General features: G+C 59.0%; 14 protein-coding genes and 1 pseudogene. 7 read left to right on the forward strand and 8 right to left on the reverse strand.

Annotated features, from left to right (window positions below; all coding sequences use genetic code 11):
- The first annotated feature begins 5 nt into the window (after nucleotides 1–5).
- From IE151_RS10200 to IE151_RS10210, 3 genes are read left to right on the forward strand one after another with little or no spacing between them, the layout of a single operon-like run.
- Nucleotides 6–317: a (2Fe-2S)-binding protein gene (locus tag IE151_RS10200; RefSeq protein WP_189489906.1), complete on the forward strand. Its 312-nt coding sequence runs from the start codon at nucleotides 6–8 to the stop codon at nucleotides 315–317.
- Nucleotides 314–1705, forward strand: coding sequence for an NAD(P)/FAD-dependent oxidoreductase (locus IE151_RS10205; RefSeq protein ID WP_189489907.1), 1392 nt, complete (start codon nucleotides 314–316; stop codon nucleotides 1703–1705). The genes IE151_RS10200 and IE151_RS10205 overlap by 4 nt, the downstream gene beginning before the upstream one ends.
- Nucleotides 1702–2859 (forward strand): NAD(P)/FAD-dependent oxidoreductase, encoded by a 1158-nt coding sequence (locus tag IE151_RS10210; RefSeq protein WP_189489908.1) that lies wholly within the window; start codon nucleotides 1702–1704, stop codon nucleotides 2857–2859. Before IE151_RS10205 ends, IE151_RS10210 begins: the two co-directional genes overlap by 4 nt.
- 5 nt (nucleotides 2860–2864) lie before the next feature.
- Here the strand turns inward: IE151_RS10210 and cysG are convergent, their stop codons facing one another.
- The 7 genes and pseudogenes from cysG to IE151_RS10245 all read right to left on the reverse strand — a co-directional run bounded on the left by cysG (nucleotide 2865) and on the right by IE151_RS10245 (nucleotide 13237).
- Nucleotides 2865–4343, reverse strand: a complete 1479-nt coding sequence (cysG, locus tag IE151_RS10215) for a siroheme synthase CysG (protein WP_189489909.1) — start codon at nucleotides 4341–4343, stop codon at nucleotides 2865–2867.
- Nucleotides 4321–6996, reverse strand: coding sequence for a nitrate reductase (locus tag IE151_RS10220; RefSeq protein WP_189489910.1), 2676 nt, complete (start codon nucleotides 6994–6996; stop codon nucleotides 4321–4323). The genes cysG and IE151_RS10220 overlap by 23 nt, the downstream gene beginning before the upstream one ends.
- Nucleotides 6993–7325 (reverse strand): nitrite reductase small subunit NirD, encoded by a 333-nt coding sequence (nirD, locus tag IE151_RS10225; RefSeq protein ID WP_189489911.1) that lies wholly within the window; start codon nucleotides 7323–7325, stop codon nucleotides 6993–6995. The genes IE151_RS10220 and nirD overlap by 4 nt, the downstream gene beginning before the upstream one ends.
- 3 nt (nucleotides 7326–7328) lie before the next feature.
- Nucleotides 7329–9777, reverse strand: a pseudogene (nirB, locus tag IE151_RS10230) (nitrite reductase large subunit NirB).
- Between the two features lie 19 nt (nucleotides 9778–9796).
- Nucleotides 9797–11098, reverse strand: coding sequence for an MFS transporter (locus tag IE151_RS10235; RefSeq protein ID WP_189489912.1), 1302 nt, complete (start codon nucleotides 11096–11098; stop codon nucleotides 9797–9799).
- A gap of 331 nt (nucleotides 11099–11429) precedes the next feature.
- Entirely contained in the window at nucleotides 11430–12638 is a 1209-nt protein-coding gene (locus tag IE151_RS10240; RefSeq protein ID WP_189489913.1) for a CmpA/NrtA family ABC transporter substrate-binding protein, read from the reverse strand.
- The gene (locus tag IE151_RS10245) at nucleotides 12635–13237 is read right to left on the reverse strand and encodes an ANTAR domain-containing response regulator (RefSeq protein ID WP_189489914.1); all 603 of its coding nucleotides are present in this window, start codon (nucleotides 13235–13237) and stop codon (nucleotides 12635–12637) included. The genes IE151_RS10240 and IE151_RS10245 overlap by 4 nt, the downstream gene beginning before the upstream one ends.
- Nucleotides 13238–13613: 376 nt before the next feature.
- Between IE151_RS10245 and IE151_RS10250 the strand changes: the two genes are divergently transcribed.
- The 4 genes from IE151_RS10250 to IE151_RS10265 are packed head-to-tail and all read left to right on the forward strand — an operon-like array spanning nucleotide 13614 to nucleotide 17693.
- A complete protein-coding gene (locus IE151_RS10250; RefSeq protein ID WP_189489915.1) occupies nucleotides 13614–14684 on the forward strand; it encodes an ABC transporter ATP-binding protein in 1071 nt (356 codons plus the stop codon).
- 17 nt (nucleotides 14685–14701) lie between these two features.
- Nucleotides 14702–15934 (forward strand): ABC transporter substrate-binding protein, encoded by a 1233-nt coding sequence (locus IE151_RS10255; protein WP_189489916.1) that lies wholly within the window; start codon nucleotides 14702–14704, stop codon nucleotides 15932–15934.
- Nucleotides 15935–15941: 7 nt separating this feature from the next.
- Complete coding sequence (locus tag IE151_RS10260; RefSeq protein WP_189489917.1) at nucleotides 15942–16853, forward strand: carbohydrate ABC transporter permease; 912 nt, start codon at nucleotides 15942–15944, stop codon at nucleotides 16851–16853.
- A complete protein-coding gene (locus IE151_RS10265) occupies nucleotides 16854–17693 on the forward strand; it encodes a carbohydrate ABC transporter permease (protein ID WP_189489918.1) in 840 nt (279 codons plus the stop codon).
- Here the strand turns inward: IE151_RS10265 and IE151_RS10270 are convergent.
- Complete coding sequence (locus IE151_RS10270) at nucleotides 17690–18814, reverse strand: zinc-dependent alcohol dehydrogenase family protein (RefSeq protein WP_189489919.1); 1125 nt, start codon at nucleotides 18812–18814, stop codon at nucleotides 17690–17692. The two genes, IE151_RS10265 and IE151_RS10270, sit on opposite strands and share 4 nt — an antisense overlap.
- Nucleotides 18815–18864 lie beyond the last annotated feature (50 nt).

Here is an 18864-nt window from a genome sequence, read left to right on the forward strand (position 1 = left end):
CAATAATGACGATCACGCCTGCACCTCTCTTTCACCGTTTGTGTCCCCGGCAACCCGACACGATTATTCGCTTCGATGGGCGTGAGATTGAAGCCATTTCGGGCGAGTCGCTGATTACGGCGCTACTTGGGGCTGGGCTGACGACGGGGCGCTCGGAGTTCGATCACAAGCCACGCGCCGGCTTTTGTTTGATGGGCGCGTGTCAGGACTGCACGGTATGGACGCGCGATGGCAGACGTCTGCGCGCTTGCACGGTCGAGGTGGTGCCTGGCCTCGACCTCTGCTCCTTGCCGAAACAAGAGATCACCCTGACATGAGCGAGAGCGAACATTCTCCTGTCATAATCGGCGCGGGACCGGCTGGACTGGCATGTGCAGCAACTCTGGTTGAAGCAGGGTTGCGCCCGATCATTCTCGATGAAGCTGTGCGGCCCGGTGGCCAAGGCACACGCCGTCTGGCATCGGCGGTGCAGCCGCTGGCTCGCCGCCTCATGGGCAGCAAGGGCGTTGTGGAAACCGCACGCCGAGAAGCCGCCGAGGACGCGATACTCAAGGCATGTGACTGGCGTCCAGGAAATCTTATATGGGGCATATTCGGCGATCGTCTCGAAATCCTGCGTGACGGTCGGCATGAGGAGTTGAAATTCAGTCAGTTGATGATTTCATCGGGGGCGACCGATCGGATCATGGCCCTTCCCGGATGGACGCTCCCCGGGGTGTACTCGCTTGGCGGCGCGCAGGTCGCGTTGAAGCAGCATGCGGCGCTGATCGGACAGTCGGTCGTTATGGCGGGATCTTCTCCCCTGCTCTATCTGGCCGCGGTGCAATATGCCCGCATGGGCGTCAGAAGTCTCGTGGTCGTTGATACCGTTCCGCGACTGAACAAGATGAAAGCGGGCATTGGAATGGCGCTGACAGCGCCCACCACCTTGCTTGAGGGTGTGTCACTTCTGCTGGAATTGAAACGACGCGGCGTGCGAATGGTTACGGGCGCAAGCCCTCAGCGCATCGTCGGCCACGATCGAGTAGAAGCGCTCGAGATCCAACACGCGGATGGTTGTGTCGAACGCATATCCTGCGACGCCGTCGCCTACGGCTACGGTTTGCGACCTGAAACGCAGCTGGCGGAATTGGCTGGAGCGCAGTTCCGCTTCGATCCGACCTTGCGCAACTGGTTTCCCCTCATCGACGAGGACGGACGCGCAGGCCCGAATCTCTGGCTTGCCGGCGATTGCGCGCAGACCGGCGGGCGCGTTGCTGCTGCCAAGAGCGGACGTCTCGCGGCTCTTTCAATGCTTGAAGCGCGCGGAAATCCCGCTCTGTCCGCAGAAATGAGGGCGCTGCGTCGTTCAGTCGGCAGGTTAAGACAGTTTCAGCTCCATATGGCGAAAGCATTCCGCTGGCCACATGAGATGGCGGGCACACTGCCGGATGCGACCATCGTTTGCAGGTGTGAACGAGTCAGTGCCGGAGAAATCCGCGCGGCGGTAGGAAACATTGCTGGCCCGGTCGAGGTGAACCGCGTCAAAGCCATTACCCGCTGCGGGATGGGGCGTTGCCAGGGGCGATTCTGTGGCCAGACCTTGCAGGAACTGACAGCGACGGCCAGCGGCTTACCGGTCGCTGACGTTGGGCGTATGCGCGCCCAGGCGCCGGTCAAACCAATTCCGATCTCTGCCAGTCAATCGGAAGTTGTTCATCCATGAGTACCGCGCATTACGACGTTGCTATTATTGGCGGTGGCCTGTTCGGCTGTTTCACCGGGTTCTTTCTGGCTCGCATGGGCAAGACGGTCGCGATCATCGAACGAGGGTATGTCGGAGCGCAATCAAGTGGTGCGAATTTCGGCGGTTTGCGCCTTCAAGGGCGCTCGATAAGTCAATATCCGCTCTCTCTTCTGGCGCAGGCGCATTGGGAAAATTTCGATGCGCTGATCGGCGAAGGCTGCGAATACGACCGCAACGGCATGGTCTATTTTGCATATACGGAAACCGGCAGGGAAAGACTGCTTGCCTATGCGTCAAACTCGCGTGCATGCGGCCTGGACATTGTGATCTGGCAGGGTGCAGAACTGCGACAGAACCTGCCATGGCTCGCCGACAGCGCGCTGATTGCATCCTATTCGCCCCGCTGTGCAGTCGCCAATCCAAGACTTGCGACACCCGCGGTGGCAAGGGCAATGCTGCGCCATGGCGGCACCTTGCTTGAGAATATTGAGCTTGTCAGAGCAACCTGGTCGGACGATCTCTTCAGGCTTGAATGCCAAGATGGTCGGGAAATCCATGCAACGAAGCTGCTCAACGCCGCAGGTGGTTGGGCAAACGCCATCTGCACGCAATTTGGTGAACCCGTTCCCCTGTTCTCCGCCGGTCCGCCGCAGTTCGTTACCGAGCCTCTTCCCTATCATCTCAAGCCTTCTGTCTACGCAATTGAGGGCGATCTGATTATCCGGCAGATCCCGCGTGGCAACTATATATTTGCCGGCTATCCGCGCACGCTCGCCAATGCGGATGGAAGGCATACTTTCGTGCCTCCACACAAGACGCTGAACGGTATGCGCGCCGTTGCTAGCCATATTCCCGCGCTGAGCAACGCGGAAGTCATCAGAGTGTGGTCGGGGGTCGAGGGTTACTTGCCCGATATGCTGCCGGTCATCGGCGAAAGCCAGACGACGCCCGGGTTGTTTCACGCATTTGGCGCGAGTGGCGGGGGATTTCAGATCGCGCCAGCTGTAGGCGAGTGCCTGGCTCAGATTATCTGCGATCAGCCGCCTTCAGTCGATCTCGCCACCTATTCGATCTCGCGGTTCCAGACGACAGTCGAGAAAAGCGAAAAAATCGCGCGAGAATTTGACGCCTGAAATCGCTACGAGGCATGCGCCATCCTCGCTTTTTTAGGTAGGTCAGAGGGCAGGAGATGATCGGAAGCTGATTTCTGCCGGAATACGCGTCCGATGCCGATCAGAACGGGCTGTCCGTCAGCTGCCATGGCGCAGCACTGCGATAACCCTGCCAGATCGGTGGGCCATATTTTCTCTTTGGCACGGCCAATATCTGTGCCGACAACGGTAGGTGTGTCAGCCGGCATGCCGCGCGCGATCAGCGCGGCCGATATTTCGGCGGCTGTGCGGCCGCCCATGTAGAAGATCGTTGTTGCAGAGGGATCGGCAACACATTCCCAGTCCATATCCCGCGGCAAGCCGCCATACCGCGAATGTCCGGTTACGAACCGGACTGACTTTGCGCAATCGCGATGGGTCAGGGAGACGCCAAGTCTCGCAGCCATAGCCAGTCCGGCGGTGATGCCCGGAACGACGCTGTGCTCTATCTCTTCGCCATCAAGGGCCGCCACTTCCTCGCCAAGGCGACCGAATATCATCGGATCGCCGGATTTCAGTCGCACAATTCTGTGGCCGGCCTTTGCCAGGGTAATCATCATCGTGTTGATCTCGTGCTGCTGGCAACCGGGCCTTCCGGCGCGCTTGCCGACAAGAATGCGTTTTGCCTCGCGCCGCGCCAGTTCCAGCACCTCGTCCGATACGAGGTCGTCGAACAAAATGACATCCGCTGCCTGAAGTGCACGAACGGCTTTCAGCGTCAGCAACTCTGGATCGCCGGGACCGGCGCCGACAAAGGTCACATGGCCCCGAGGTCGGCGTGCGGCCAAGCCGTCAATGTCGCCTTGGAGTTCCGTGCGGGTATTATCATCAGGTATGGAGCCGAAAGCGCGGTCGACAAATCGCTCCCAGAAATTGCGGCGAGCCTGCCCCGGAGCAAGGCGCTCCGTAACCTTGTCACGTAACGTTTGCGCGAGGGCGCCCCATTCAGCAAGCGAGCGCGGCAGCAATGTTTCGATGCGACGGCGCACAGCCTGACCAAGTATGGGTGCTGCGCCTGACGTCGAGATGCCGATAACTACCGGTGATCGGTTTACGATGGAACCGAACTGAAATTGGCAGTAGGCGGGCTTGTCTATCACGTTCCAGGCAGCGCCTGCACTGCGCGCCGCCCTCTCGAATGTCGCCGCTACCACGTCGTCTTCAGCATCGGCCAGCGCTACTGCCGCGCCTGCAAGGCATTCCGCGCTCCAACCCTCTGCGTGGTACGTCATGCAAGGCTCCTGTGCGCAAAGAGACGCCATGCTCTCCGAAAGACATTCGGGGGACGCGTAGACATGGACATCGGCTCCGGCCGCAACCAGGAGTTCCGCTTTCCAGGCCGCCGCCTCGCTCCCGCCCGCCACAACCGCGCGTTTTCCTGCGAGGTTGAAGAAAGCTGGAAGCACGCTGAGCGCGGAAATGCGCGGCGGCGGCGAATTGGTGTTAGGCGCTGACACGAGTTTCATCGATGATTTTCCTGATCTCGGAGCGGCACGAGCCGCAATTGGTACCGGCACGAATGCGTTCTCCAATGTCGTCCACCTCGCCGCATCCCGCAGCGATGGCTGATACAATCTGGTTCACGTCAACATTGAAGCAGGAGCAGATTATTCGCCCGACCGCGGGCATAGGAACGGGAGAGCGACCCGATAACAACGCCATCCGCTCGGCACTGCTCAAAGCGTCGCGCGAGCCAAGCAATGACACGAGCCAGTCGCGCGGTGGCAACTGGCCTTTTGGGGCGACCAGCAGCGCTTCGCTCAGAGTTCCGTCGGCGTCTATGGCGGCGGCGCGGTAATTGAGACCCCGGCGGTCGGTGTATTCCAGCAATTGTTCACGCTGCGCTTCCATGAGCATTCGCGACAACAGGATGCCCTGGTCGGGTGTTTCGGTGCCACACAGGGCATAAATCCAGCCGCCCGGCACAGCATGGCGGCTCCAATGAACAAAACCGACGGGTCGCAGATCACGTCGCGTGATCAGGACGCCCTCCCAGGCAACATTCTCCCGCACGATCTTGACGGGAACGTGCTTCAATTCAGGCTGACCGGAAAACGCGTCGCAGATGGGAGTAGATAGTGCGCCAGTCCCGGCATTCGCGGCGAAGTATCCGCTCCAATGCATCGGTAGGAAAGCTTCGCCGGGCCGTTGCGCATCGGTGATATTCACTTTGGCGCGCGCAAAACCGTAAGGGCTTGTCACGTATGCAAGATCCCCGTCGACAAGATCGCGAGCGGCCGCATCGTTCGGATGCATATCGATCGCCGGTTCCGATACGTGTGACATCAGTCGCGGCACGCGGCCTGTGCGTGTCATGGTATGCCATTGATCCCGCATGCGTCCGGTGTTCAGCGCGAGCGGATAGGCCACGTCGGTGGGCAGCGCTACCGCCTCCTGACGCACGGGCACAAAGTGCGCGCGCCCGTCCGCAGTAGGAAAAAAACCGTCGCCGCCCAACCTGCTTATCGCGGGTCGTGCTTTGGGCATGGGCCAATGGCTTGGGTCGAAATGATCGTAAGCCTCGCCGTCCATCTCATCCAGCGTCCCGATATCGAAGAACCGCTGGCCAGCATTCTCGAAGGCGGATAGCGCGGCATGTTCGCGGAATACGGCTGCGCTATCGTCGAAAGCGAACGCTCCGGCAAAGCCCATCCGCGCCGCGACATCGCATATGATGCGCCAGTCCGGGCGTGCTTCTCCCGGCACAGGCAGGAATGGTCGTTGGCGGGACATTCTTCGTTCCGAATTAGTCACCATGCCGTTCTTCTCCCCCCAACTGGCGGCGGGCAGGAACACGTCGGCATATCGGGTCGTGTCGGTTCTCGTCACGTCGGACACAGCAACGAAATCACAACTCTTCAGCGCGGCGCGCACCTGGCCTGCATTGGGCATGGAGACGGCCGGGTTGGTGCCCATGATCCACAAGGCCTTGATGCTCCCATCGCCGGCGGCGCGAAAGAGATCGACGGCTTTCAGGCCCGCCTTCCGAGCAATGTTTGGCGCGTTCCAGAAGCGCCCGACGCGATCGACATCCTGCGGGTTTTCGAAACTCATATGGGCTGCAAGTTGATTGGCGAGTCCCCCGACTTCGCGCCCGCCCATGGCGTTTGGCTGGCCGGTGACGGAGAAAGGCCCCATGCCGGGCCGCCCGATGCGCCCGGTCGCCAGATGGCAATTGATGATCGCATTGGTCTTGTCGGTGCCATGTGCGGACTGGTTGACCCCTTGGCTATAGACTGTAACACTGCGATCCGTCGCAATAAAAAGCTCGTAGAAAAGGTGCAGATCCGCCAGCGGAATCCCGCACCCCTTCGCCACCGCTTCCGGCACGGAGGCGTCGGCTGAGGCTAATGCTAGCGCCTCCTCGAAGCCGGACGTTGCCGAATTTATGAAGCTGCGATCCAGCAGGTTGTGACTCGCCAGATGGGCAAGCAAGCCATTGAAAAGCAGGACATCCGTACCCGGACGGATCGGTAGATGAAGATCACACTCGTCGGCCGTGGCGGTGCGGCGCGGATCGATAACCACGATTTTTGTTCCGCGTTTCTGGCGAGCCGAAACCAACCGCTGATAGAGGATCGGGTGGCACCAGGCCAGGTTGGAACCCACAAGCACGGCCAGATCGGCCTCGTCCAGATCTTCATAAACGCCCGGGACGATATCTTCCCCGAAGGCGCGTTTGTGCCCGGCGACGGATGAGGCCATGCACAGTCGCGAATTGGTATCGATATTGGCCGAACCGATGAAGCCCTTCATCAGCTTGTTCGCGACGTAGTAGTCCTCTGTCAACATCTGGCCGGAAATATAGAAGCCGACGGAATCAGGCCCGTGTTCCGTGATGGATTGGGAGAATTTCTGCGCCACGAGGTTGATCGCATCCTCCCAGGATGCCTGCTTTCCTCCAATCTCGGGATAAAGGACCCGACCTTCCAGCCCAACGGTCTCGGCAAGCGCTGAACCCTTGGAGCAAAGTCGCCCGAAATTGGCGGGATGATCCGTGTCGCCGCGAACCGTTACGGTCCCGTCCGCGGCGACACGCGCCAACACACCGCATCCCACCCCGCAATAGGGGCAGGTTGTCCTCACCTCGGTTGTCGGCTTTTCCTGAATTCTTGTCATTCCGCGGCTGCCGCCAGGGTGAGGTCTAGTCCAAGCGAAATACGTCCTTCGACCAGCTTGACGGGAATGGTCTTGACGGCGCCCTCGTCCGCCCCTTGCGCTTCTCCCGTCTCCAGCGAGAAAACCCAATTGTGCAGCGGACAGGTCACGGATGCGCCGTGGACAATGCCTTGGCTGAGGGGGCCGCCCCGATGCGGACAATGATCCTCGATTGCGTAGACCTTGTCATCGGCTGTCCGGAAGATGCCGACGCGGCCTAGCGGCGATTCCACGCATCGTGCGCCGCGTAGCGGGATGTCGCTGATGCGGCCAATGTCAAACCATTCCATGGTTCACTCCCCTGCCTGCTGAAAAGAAACAGCCGCCAGCGGCTGAAACTCGTGCTTGTCCTTCCCGGACACGCGTTCGGACCACGGGTCGACCTGTGCAAATTTCTGGGAGAAGACGAAGCGGTCGAAATATTCCTGGCGTCGCACCACATCGTCCAGCACCTGTCGCTTGATCTCGGCGGTGCCGACGCGCTTGGCCCATTTGTAGATGCGCTCGAGATAGCGGGCCTGCTCGCGATACATCTGAACGAGCGCTACGATCACCTCGAGCGCCTCGTCCTCCGTCCTTACCAGACCCAGAACCTCGGTTCCCTTTATGTCGAGACCAGCTGCACCGGCGAAGTGGATTTCGTAGCCGGAATCCACGCAGATCACCCCGACATCCTTGCAGGTGGCTTCTGCGCAGTTACGCGGACAGCCCGACACCGCCATCTTCACCTTGGCGGGAGTCCACGAGCCCCACATGAATTTTTCGATGCGAATGCCGAAACCGGTGGAATCCTGCGTTCCGAAGCGGCACCAGTCGGTACCGACGCAGGTTTTTTACCGTGCGCAGGCCTTTTGCGTAGGCATGGCCGGAAACGAAACCCGCCTCGCCAAGATCTGCCCATACTGCCGGCAGATCTTCCTTCTTGATGCCCAGCATGTCTATACGCTGGCCGCCGGTGACCTTTACGGCTGGTATGGCGAACTTGTCGACGACATCGGCAATGGCGCGGAGTTCGCTCGCAGATGTTACGCCGCCCCACATGCGGGGCACGACCGAATAAGTGCCATCCTTCTGGATATTGGCGTGGACGCGCTCATTGATGAAGCGCGACTGGTAATCGTCGGCATATTGGTCGGGCCAATCCGCGATCAGATAGTAGTTGAGGGCCGGCCTGCATTTCGCGCAGCCACAGGACGTCTTCCATTCCAGTTCCTGCATGATGGCGGGAATGGTCTTGAGTTGCTTGGCTTTGATGAGACGGCGGATCTCGTCATGCCCCAGCGTGGTGCAGGAGCATACAGGCTGGACGGCGGCTGGGTTATAGCTGTCACCCAGGGTAAGCGTCATCAGCTTCTCGACCAGCGGCGTGCAGGTGCCGCAAGAGGCCGACGCCTTCGTATGAGCCCGCACATCGTCGAGGCCGGTCAGTCCTTTGGATAGAATGGTAGAAACGATCTTGCTCTTGCAGACGCCGTTGCAGCCGCAGATTTCCGCATCATCTGCCAGTGCCGCAACGGCTGCCAAAGGGTCCGCGGAGGCGCCCCCCTGAAAGGCTTGTCCGAAAATTAGCGTGTCACGCATGGACGCGATGTCCGCTTCCTTCTTCTGTAGCTCGGCGAACCACGCGCCGTCGCCAGTCTCGCCGAAAAGTACGGCGCCGATGATGCGGTTATCCTTCAGTACAAGGCGCTTATAGACGCCTGCCGTGGCATCCCGCAGCACGATTTCCTCACGATCGTCGCCGTCTGCGAAGTCGCCGACCGAATAGAGGTCGATGCCTGTTACCTTGAGTTTGGTTGGGGTCTCGGAATGCTCGAAGCGTGGTTCGGGCGCGCCGGCCAGCTTCTCAGCTGCCACCCGCGCCATCTGATAGAGCGGCGCCACGAGGCCATAGGTTCGCCCCCCCACCTCGACGCATTCGCCGAGCGCCAGGATTGACGGATCGGATGTCTGCATGGACGCATCGACCGCGATACCTCGTCCGGTTTCAAGTCCTGCTTCTTTGGCAAGTGCGACATTCGGACGGATGCCGACGGCCATTACAACGAGCGAGGCCGGAATGATGCGGCCGTCTTTCAGCTCCACGCCGGTCACGCGCTTTTCACCGAGGATCGCCTTTGTGTCGGCCTTGGTGATGACCTCGATGCCACGCGCCTCCACGGCCTTTTGCAGGTAGCCCGCAGCGGGATCGAGCTGGCGCTCCATCAGCGTCGGCATAACGTGAAGGACAGTGACATTCATGCCCCGTTCCCTGAGACCGGCAGCGGCCTCCAAGCCAAGGAGGCCCCCGCCGATGACGACCGCCTTGTCTTGCGACTGGGCAGCAAGCAGCATCGCACTCACATCGTCCAGATCTCGATACGTTATGACGCCGGGAAGATCATGGCCCGGAACAGGGATCAGGAAGGGAACCGATCCGGTCGCTACGACCAGCTTGTCGTAGCTTTCCGTAATGCCCTTGTCTGAGGTGACGGTTTTTGCCACCCGGTCAATGGCGATGATCTTGTGCCCTTTGTAGAGGAGCACGCCATTAGCGATGTACCAGCCATCGCCATGGATGACGATCTCCTCAAAACTTTTCTCGCCGGAGAGCACGGGCGAAAGCATGATGCGATCGTAGTTCACGCGGGGTTCGGCGTTGAAGATCGTGACCTGGTAGCGGTCGGGCGCGGCCTCGAACAAATGTTCCAGCATGCGCCCGGGCGCCATGCCATTGCCTATAATTACAAGTTTCTCGGTCATTGCCGTCTTCTCCTGAACGTCATTCTGCGGCCGGTGCGGCGGCAAGTGCGGGCTCGTGTGTTTTTCGCTCCATGCGCCGAATGGCGATATGCATCCATCCGAGGCAGGCTGCCGTCAGAACAAACAGAAGCATGAAGCAACTCGACCAGATGCCGGTGAGATCGTTGAGGGCGCCGAAGATGATCGGCAGGACGAACCCGCCGAGACCGCCAATCATGCCAACGAGGCCGCCCACCGCGCCTATATTCTCCGGGTAGTAGGCTGGGATATGCTTGTAGACAGCAGCCTTCCCCAGGCTCATGAAGAAGCCGAGAATGAAGGAAACAGCGATGAAAGCCATTGGTCCCACGGAGATGTGGAAGGCAATCGGTCCCTCAATGCCGCGCATTGTATAGTCACCGGAGGGCACGGACAGGATCGCGCAGCAGATGGTGGCTACGGCAAAAGTCCAGTAGAGGACCGTGCGCGCACCGATACGGTCTGACAATATCCCGCCATAAGCCCGGAAGATCGAGGCAGGTATTGAATAAGCCGCACCAACCATGCCGGCGGTTGCGAGATCAAATTCATAGACGCCGATCAGATAGCGCGGCAGCCATAAGGCCAGTGCGACGAAGGCACCGAAGGCGAAGAAGTAATAAAGGGAGAAGCGCCATACACGAACGTCCTTCAGTGGCCTGAACTCCGCGAGGAAGCTGCGCGTCTGCCCGGCTCCGGTCTCACGACGATGGCGGATCACCGGGTCATCCTCCGTCGTTAGCCAGAAAGCGACCGCCATCAAGGCAAGCGCTGCCGCCCAAACGAGCGCGACGCTCTGCCAACCCCAGGCAATGAGTACGAAGGGAGCAATAAATTTGGTGATGGCTGCGCCGACATTGCCGACACCGAAGATGCCGAGCGCCGTGCCTTGGCGGGAGGGAGGATAAAAGCGAGATACATAAGCGACCCCGACGGCAAATGAGCCGCCTGCAAGTCCGATTCCAAGAGCTGCGATCAGCATTTGGAGATAAGTTGTTGCGAAGGCGAGAAGGCACGTTGCCAGCGCCGCTGCAAGCATCGTGCCTGTGTAGACGAGCCGCCCGCCCAGACGGTCCGTCCATATGCCCAGAAGCATCCGGACGAGGGAACCCGTCAGTATTGGCATTCCCACTAGGAGCCCGAACTGCGTCTCGGTGAGGACGAGTTCTTCCTTGATACGAATGCCGATGATCGAGAAAATCGTCCATACGGCGAAGCACACCGTGAAGGCGATCGTCGACATCGATAACGCTCTCGTCGCGGAGCGGCCGAGCGGGTTCTCTGATTTGGTAAGTTCGGTCATTTCTGGCTCCATCTGCAGCCGTGGGCGCTGGCTTGAAACAAAAAAAGCCGCCGATCAGGCGCACGCATCCGGATATCCGGATCACGAGAACCTGAGCGGCGGCTTTGCCTGGAAGCGCCCTCCATTGGACGCAAAAACGTTGGCCCGACTATGGGCCTATAATCATAAAAGCAAAAGGCGTGCCAATTTGAAGAGGAAATATTCCATATTGAAATTCAAGGGGTTAAGATTTCCGGCCGGGTGGGGGCTATGCGATGCATGATCGAGTAATGTGCAAGGCGCTGCATAATATTTGTGCGTTGCATAAATATTCGCCGGAGGTAATTATCCTTCACTTGCCTATATATTCTCCGACCCGGTCCGGATCGAAGATCTTGCCATCGAAGAACCCGTCTGGTCCGAGAACGAGGCTTGCGCCCGCCGATCCAACCGGGGTCGCCCTCGTCAGAGCACCTTCGACCTTGGCGTTCGCACCCGGCAAGGCAACGCCGATTGGCCCGAGCGCAGTTCTATAGAGATCGGGCCGATAGCTTTCTCGCGCCACGGCCTCGTTTGTGGTATTGGCCTCGATCTGGCCCCAACGCACCATTTGGCTATAAAACCAGAGCGCATGGCTTTTCCAGGGGAAGGTCGCTGCCTTCTTGTGCGGGACGAAGAAATCGTCAACGGCAACCACTTGTCCATCACCCGTGGGAATGTTCCCCGACAATGCAGGCAGGAGCCACTCCGCAGGACAGCCAATATAGCCAGGCCGCGCCAGAATCTCCGCAAGCTCGCCATGATTGGCAGCTGTGCCGCACCATTCCGCTGCTCGATAGAGCGCACGCAGCAGTCGTCCGAGTGCCTCGGGATTGGCGTCAGCCCAATTGGCCGCCACGCCGAGCACTTTTTCCGGGCTTGAACGCCAGACCAACGATTTAAGAGTGATAATGCGTCCAATTCCCGCGAGGGCGGCGGCCGAATTATACGGTTCGCCGACGCAATAACCTTCGATCCGGCCACCAGCCAAAGCATCCTGCATGAGTGGCGGCGGGACGACCACGATCTCGACATCCCGCTCGGGGTCGATCCCGGATGCGGAAAGCCAATAGCGCAATTCGTAATTATGGCCCGAATGGGGATGAACGACGGCGAAACGCGGTCGGCTTTTGGCGGCTTTCGCAGCAATTACCTCGCGAAGGGCTTTGCCAGCTGATGCCGGGTCGAAGCGGGACGATGCTCCATTATCCTCCATGGCGGTCCAAAGATTTCGTGAAACCGTCACGGCGTTGCCCCCGAGACCGAGCGCCATCGGTGCGATGGTGTGGGCCGCAAGCGGCGCGAGACCCAGATTAAATGCGATGGGCATGGGACCGAGCATATGGGCAGCAGCGAAGTGACCCACGGCCAGACGGTCGCGGATACTGGCCCAGGAATTTTCCCGCACGAGGACAAGATCGAGGCTTTCAGCTTCTGCAAAACCCTTCTCGCGCGCCGCGACGAGGATGGCGCTGTCGAGCAATGGCAGGAAGCCGACACTGACGCGATGGTCCAGGCTCATGATTTTTCCTCCGGATCGAGCAGGCCGGCGGCAGTGACCAGGCTTTGTGCGATCTCTGCGATCTTGCGGTTCTGGTTCATCGCGGTTTTACGCAGAAGCGCATATGCGTCAGCTTCCGAAAGGCCACGGGATTTCATCAATATGCCCTTTGCCCGCTCCACGAGCCTGCGGCTCTCCAGTTCCGTCCGGGCCTCTTCCAACTCGCGCGCCATGCGCGAAAACGCATTGAAGCGACTGATTGCCATATCAAGGATCGGCTTCACGCGATGCTTGTGCAGCCCGTCGATGACATAGGCCGATACGCCGGCGTCTACGGCTGCTTCGATGGAGGCGCTGTCTGAACGATCGACGAACATGGCGATCGGCCGCTTTACCGCGCGGCTAAGCTGAAACATGCTTTCGAGCATGTCGCGATTGGGGTTTTCCAGGTCAATGACGATCACGTCCGGTTCTATCTCGGCGATGCGCAGCGCTATGCCAGTTATGTCGTGGATGACGGTCACTTCGCCATGCCCGGCCTCGCGCAAACCCTCCTCGATGATCGCCGCGCGGATCCGGTTCTCGTCGATGATCAGTATGTGAAGGGGGTTGCGGCTCATGGGATGATTGTTTGCGCGTTAACCGGCGTACTGCAACGCAAAAATCACTACCATCGCGAAGAAATCCCAAGCTCTTCCAGAGCGAGCAGTGGCCCGATCGGGTTTAGGCCAAGCGCAACATTGTTCCACACGCTTCGCCAATGATTGAGCGTCGGATTCTACAAAACCAGCATCCGGAGCGGATTGGGCTTTCCTGTCGCTTCCATTTCGAACTGATGCGAGATGTGAGGCAAGATGCGTGTGCACTCCACTTTATCGAGGTTGCGTCATCTTCCCGAATCGTGCGTTTGCGAAGGAATGCTTGCCGCGAGGAAACTGTGGCATTAGCTTTGCGTTATGGCAGTCGATCGATCTCGGTTGAATTGGAGGGGTATGCGTGGCAGCAGTCAGTTTTCGTGGCTTGAGCAAGAACTACGGCGCTGCGCATATTCTCAAGGGCATCGATCTCGATATCACGGATGGCGAGTTTCTCGTTCTCATCGGTCCCTCCGGCTGCGGAAAGTCCACGACGCTGCGTCTCCTTGCCGGTCTTGAAGACATAACGTCCGGCGAAATCCGTATAGGAGACGAGCTGGTCAATAATCTGCGTCCGCGGGATCGCGACATTGCCATGGTCTTTCAGGATTATGCGCTTTATCCGCATAAATCCGTTCGCGATAATCTCGGTTTCGGACTCAAGGTACGTGGTGTGCCGCGGGATGAAGCGATTCGACGAATTGACGAAGTCGCCGGCATGTTGGGTATTTCCCATTTGCTCGATCGTCGCCCGGCGCAGCTTTCAGGCGGTCAGCGCCAGCGTGTCGCCATGGGACGCGCCATCGTCCGCCGCCCGCAGGTTTTTCTGTTCGATGAACCCTTGTCGAACCTCGATGCGCAACTGCGTGGCCAGGTGCGCACCGAGATCAAGAAGCTGCATCAGACGCTTAAGACAACGACGATCTACGTGACGCATGATCAGGTCGAGGCAATGACGCTGGCGGACCGTATCGTAATCCTGCGCGACGGTATGATCGAGCAGATCGGCACGCCGGATGAGATTTATCAGGAACCGGCGAGTACGTTTGTGGGGCGCTTCATCGGCGCGCCCTCGATGAACTTTTTGACGGCCCGGCTGGAAAGCTCCGTCGCGCGCCTTGCCGATCGCATGGTTTGCGATCTTACGAATGTTGCAGGCATCGGTAAAGCAACGGGGGACGAAATCATCATGGGTCTGCGCCCGGAACATATTCGCAGCGGGACGGGAGACGGTATTGACCTTGCGGGCACGGTCCAGATCGTGGAACCGCTGGGAGCCGACACACTTGTTCATCTTGATATGGGGAAAATAACGATCGTTGCCAGGTTCGAAGCAAAGGAGCGGCCGCAGATTGGCCAGCCACTAACGATGACGATCAAACCAGAAAACATCCGTCTTTTCGACGCCGGAACAGAGCGCGCTTTGCGCTGATCAAACGGGAGGCACCCATGAAAAAATTTCTTCTGTCTGCACTGCTCGTTTCAAGTGCGATTGTTTCGCCAAACTTCGCCTTTGCCGAAACAGATCTGCGTATATTCATCTCAGCCCAGCATCAGCCAGATGTCTGGCGTCAGGTCCTCAACAAGTTCGAGGAAGAAAATCCGGAGATCACCGTTACGATCGAAACGGGTGGCAATACATCCGAGGCGCAGAGCCAATATTTGAACACGGTCATGTCGGCTGAAGATACCGCTCTGGACGTGATGATCCTGGACATTGTTCGCCCGGCGCAGTTTGCCGCGGCGGACTGGACTGCTCCTGTCGACGGCGTCGATATGTCCGTCTATCTTCCGGCCTATGCCGAGGCTAATACCGTCGATGGCGAAGTGGTTGCGCTGCCAGCCTTTTCGGATGCCATGTTCCTGTATTATCGCAAGGATCTGCTCGAGAAGCATGGTGTGGAGGTACCTAAGACCTGGGAAGAGCTGCGTGCCTCGACAAAGAAGATCCTCGAGGCGGAGGGCACTGAAGGCCTGCAGGGCCTGTCCTTCCAGGGCAAGGCTATCGAGGGAGCCGTCTGTACCTTCCTGCTGCCTTATTGGAGCCAGGGCAAGAACCTTGTCGAGAACGGCAAGCTGACGCTGGACGAACCGGCGGCCCTTGCTTCCATGAAGCTTTGGAAGAGCTTTGCCGAAGACGGCACGTCCAAAGCCAACATATCCGAGGTCGCAACGGACGATACACGTCGCGAATTCCAGGCGGGTCAGGCAGTGTTTGCCGTCAACTGGTCCTACGCCTGGGCACAGGCGCAGTCCGACCAGTCGGCTGTAAAAGACAAAGTCGGAGTTGCACGACTGCCCGCTATGGAAGGTGGCGAATCCACCACCTGCCTGGGCGGCTGGGAATGGGGCGTTTCGGCCTTCTCGGAACATCCGGAAGAAGCGCAGTCGCTCGTCAAATATCTTTCCAGCCCGGAGGTCGCGAAGCATATGGCGGTTCATGGCGCGCTCATGCCTGCCTTCCCTCAGGTTTTCGATGATGCGGAAGTGCTGGCCGCTGCTCCCTGGTTTGCCGATGCCAAGGAAGTTGTCGAAACTGCTCGTCCCCGACCTGTCACGGCGCGCTATTCGGAAGTCAGCGACGTGTTGCGCACCACCTTCAACGCCGTCCTCACCGGTGTCACCACCCCGGAAGACGCGGTGGCCGAAATCAAGGCGCGGCTGACGCGCGTGTTGCGTTAAGTTCCGCATGACCGTGCCAGAGCCAAGACGTATAAAATCCTCCTGGTGGGCAGATCCGGGCGATCGGGTTCTGGCGGTCATGCTGCTCGCGCCATTGAGCATTCTGGTCGCGCTGATCATCGTCTATCCGGTTTTACGGCTGTTCCAGTCCAGTCTTTATAACCATTCGCTTACTTCTGGCGTGCCTGCGGAATTCGTCGGCCTCGAGAATTTCACACTGATGCTCGATGATCCGACCTTCTGGTCGACGCTCTGGAATACGGTGCTGATTACCCTGCTTACCGTGCCGGGTGCGTTGGTCGTCGGCCTTGCAATGGCACTCATGGCCAATCTTCCATTCAAGCGCAAATGGCCGGTGCGCCTGTCTCTGCTCATTCCCTGGGCACTGCCGCTCGCTTTTGCAGGTCTTATCTTTGCATGGTTCTTTCATTCGGAATATGGCATCGTAAACGACGTGTTGCGTCGCCTCGGCTTCGGTACGGTCATCTGGTTCAATTCGCCGGGCTGGGCGATGACCGCAATCTGCCTGACGATCATCTGGAAGACTTCGTCTTTCATTGCGCTGATTCTGCTTGCAGGCCTGCAGACCATTCCGCGTTCGCTCTATGAGGCAGCAGAGGTCGACGGTGCTGGCAAATTACGACAGTTCTTCGAAATCACTCTGCCCCTGCTGCGGCCTGCCATCGTCGTGGCGCTCATCTTCCGGACCATTACCGCGCTCCAGACCTTCGACATCCCCTACACGATGACGGCGGGCGGCCCCGGCAATTCCACGCAGACGCTTGCCATGTATATCCATCAGAACACAGTGTCATTCCTCGACATTGGCTATGGCTCGGCCCTTGCGGTCATCATGTTTCTCCTCTCGATGCTAGTCACCATTATCTATCTTCGGCTCATTCAAGCGAAGGAGCGATAGATGGCTGCGCAATCCAGCCTGTTCTCCGGTCGCCCATTGCGCCTCATCGTGGCTGCGATCCTGCTCGTCAACGGGCTTTTCCCAGCCCTCTGGATACTCTTCACCTCGTTGAAGACCGATGCCGAACTGACGCAGACGCCGATTACCTGGCTCCCTCATACGCCCACGCTCGCCAATTACCAGATTGCTTTCACAGACCAGCCTTTACATTTGTTTTTATTCAACAGTTTCATGGTAGCGTTTCTTTCCACCCTCTTGACGATCTTCGTATCGGTTCTTGCGGCCTACGCTATTGCCCGGCTCGATCTGCGTTTTCGCGGACTGATTCTGTCCTCGATCATTGCAGTATCGACCTTCCCGCTGGTTACACTTCTCGTTCCGCTGTTTGAAACGATGCGCGCTTTGTCGCTGCTCAATTCATGGACGGCGCTGGTGCTGCCCTATTCCGTCCTGTCCTTACCAGTCTGTACGCTGATCCTCGTCTCCTTTTTCGAAGGTATTCCGCGCGATCTGGAAAACGCCGCGATGATCGACGGCTGCACCCGGATGGGTGCCCTTCTTCGCATCGTCGTACCGCTGTCGGCACCCGGCGTTTTCACTGCGGCGATCCTGGCTTTTGTAAACGCCTGGGACGAGTTCCTGCTGGCGCTCTCATTCAACTCTTCACCGGCACTGCGAACGCTGCCGGTCGGCATCCAGCTTTATCAGGGCGAGTTTTCCTTTCCCTGGCCGGTTATTTCGGCCGCGCTCGTCGTCGGTATCGTACCGGTCGCCATTTTGATCGTGCTCTTTCAGGAACGCGTCGTGTCCGGACTGACGACCGGTGGCGTAAAAGGCTAGAATTCGACCACTAGCCGGATGACTTCGCCTCTATGCAGGCGGTCAAAGCCTTCATTGATTTCCTCAAGCCGTATCGTGCCGCTCAGCAGCTTGTCCACCGGCAGGCGTCCGGCCTTGAAGAGCGCGACGTAGCGCGGGATGTCCCGCACCGGTACGCATGTACCTATATAACTGCCCTTCAACGTCCTTTCTTCAGCAACGAGGCTGACAATATTAACGGGTAGCGCTGCCGTTGGCGCGGGCAGACCTGCCGTCACTGTCGTGCCGCCACGGCGTGTCATCTTATAGGCGCTTTCAAGCGCCTTGGCCGATCCGGCGAATTCAAAGGCGAAATCGGCACCGCCCCCGGTCAGCGTGCGTACCGTTTCAACCGCGTCGGCATCACCGGCATTCACCGTGGCAGTGGCACCCAGGCCGCGCGCGATCTCCAGTTTTTCCTCTGAAAGATCGACGGCGATAACTTGCGATGCTCCGGTTGAAATTGCGCCAAGTAGGGCCGCTAGACCCACACCGCCAAGCCCGATGATAATGACGGTCTGTCCGGCCTGTACCCTCGCCGTGTTCACTACCGCGCCAACACCCGTCAGCACGGCACAACCGAACAAGGCGGCCTCGTTGAACGGCAGTTCCCTGGCGATCTTGACGAGAGAACGCCGTGAAACGACGGCATGATCGGCAAAGGCCGAGCAGCCTAGATGGTGATGCACCGAATGGTCGTGTTCATGCAGCCTGACTTCACCGGAAAGCAACGTGCCCTTGCCGTTGGCGGCAGCGCCAGGTTCACACAGCGCTGGTCTGCCCTCCGAACAGGGCAGGCAATGGCCGCAACTCGGGACGAAGGCCAGGACAACATGATCGCCGATTTCAAGGTCGTCGACACCCTCGCCCAGCGCCACCACCTCGCCCGCCGCCTCATGGCCGATTGCCATGGGCATCGGACGCGGGCGGTTACCATTGATGACGGAAAGGTCGGAGTGGCAAAGACCGGCTGCTCTAATGCGGACCAGAACCTCGTCTCGACCCGGCTCGTCGAGGTTCAGTTCTGCTATCTCCAGTGGCTTGCTTTGAGCATAAGGCTGGGCTGCGCCCATTTCGCGCAACAAGGCTGCCTTGATTTTCATGCAATTTCCCTCCCTCTTCGAAGAGAACGATAGCATGTCGGTGCATCTCG

The organism is Limoniibacter endophyticus, assembly GCF_014652835.1.
Classification (GTDB): domain Bacteria; phylum Pseudomonadota; class Alphaproteobacteria; order Rhizobiales; family Rhizobiaceae; genus Limoniibacter; species Limoniibacter endophyticus.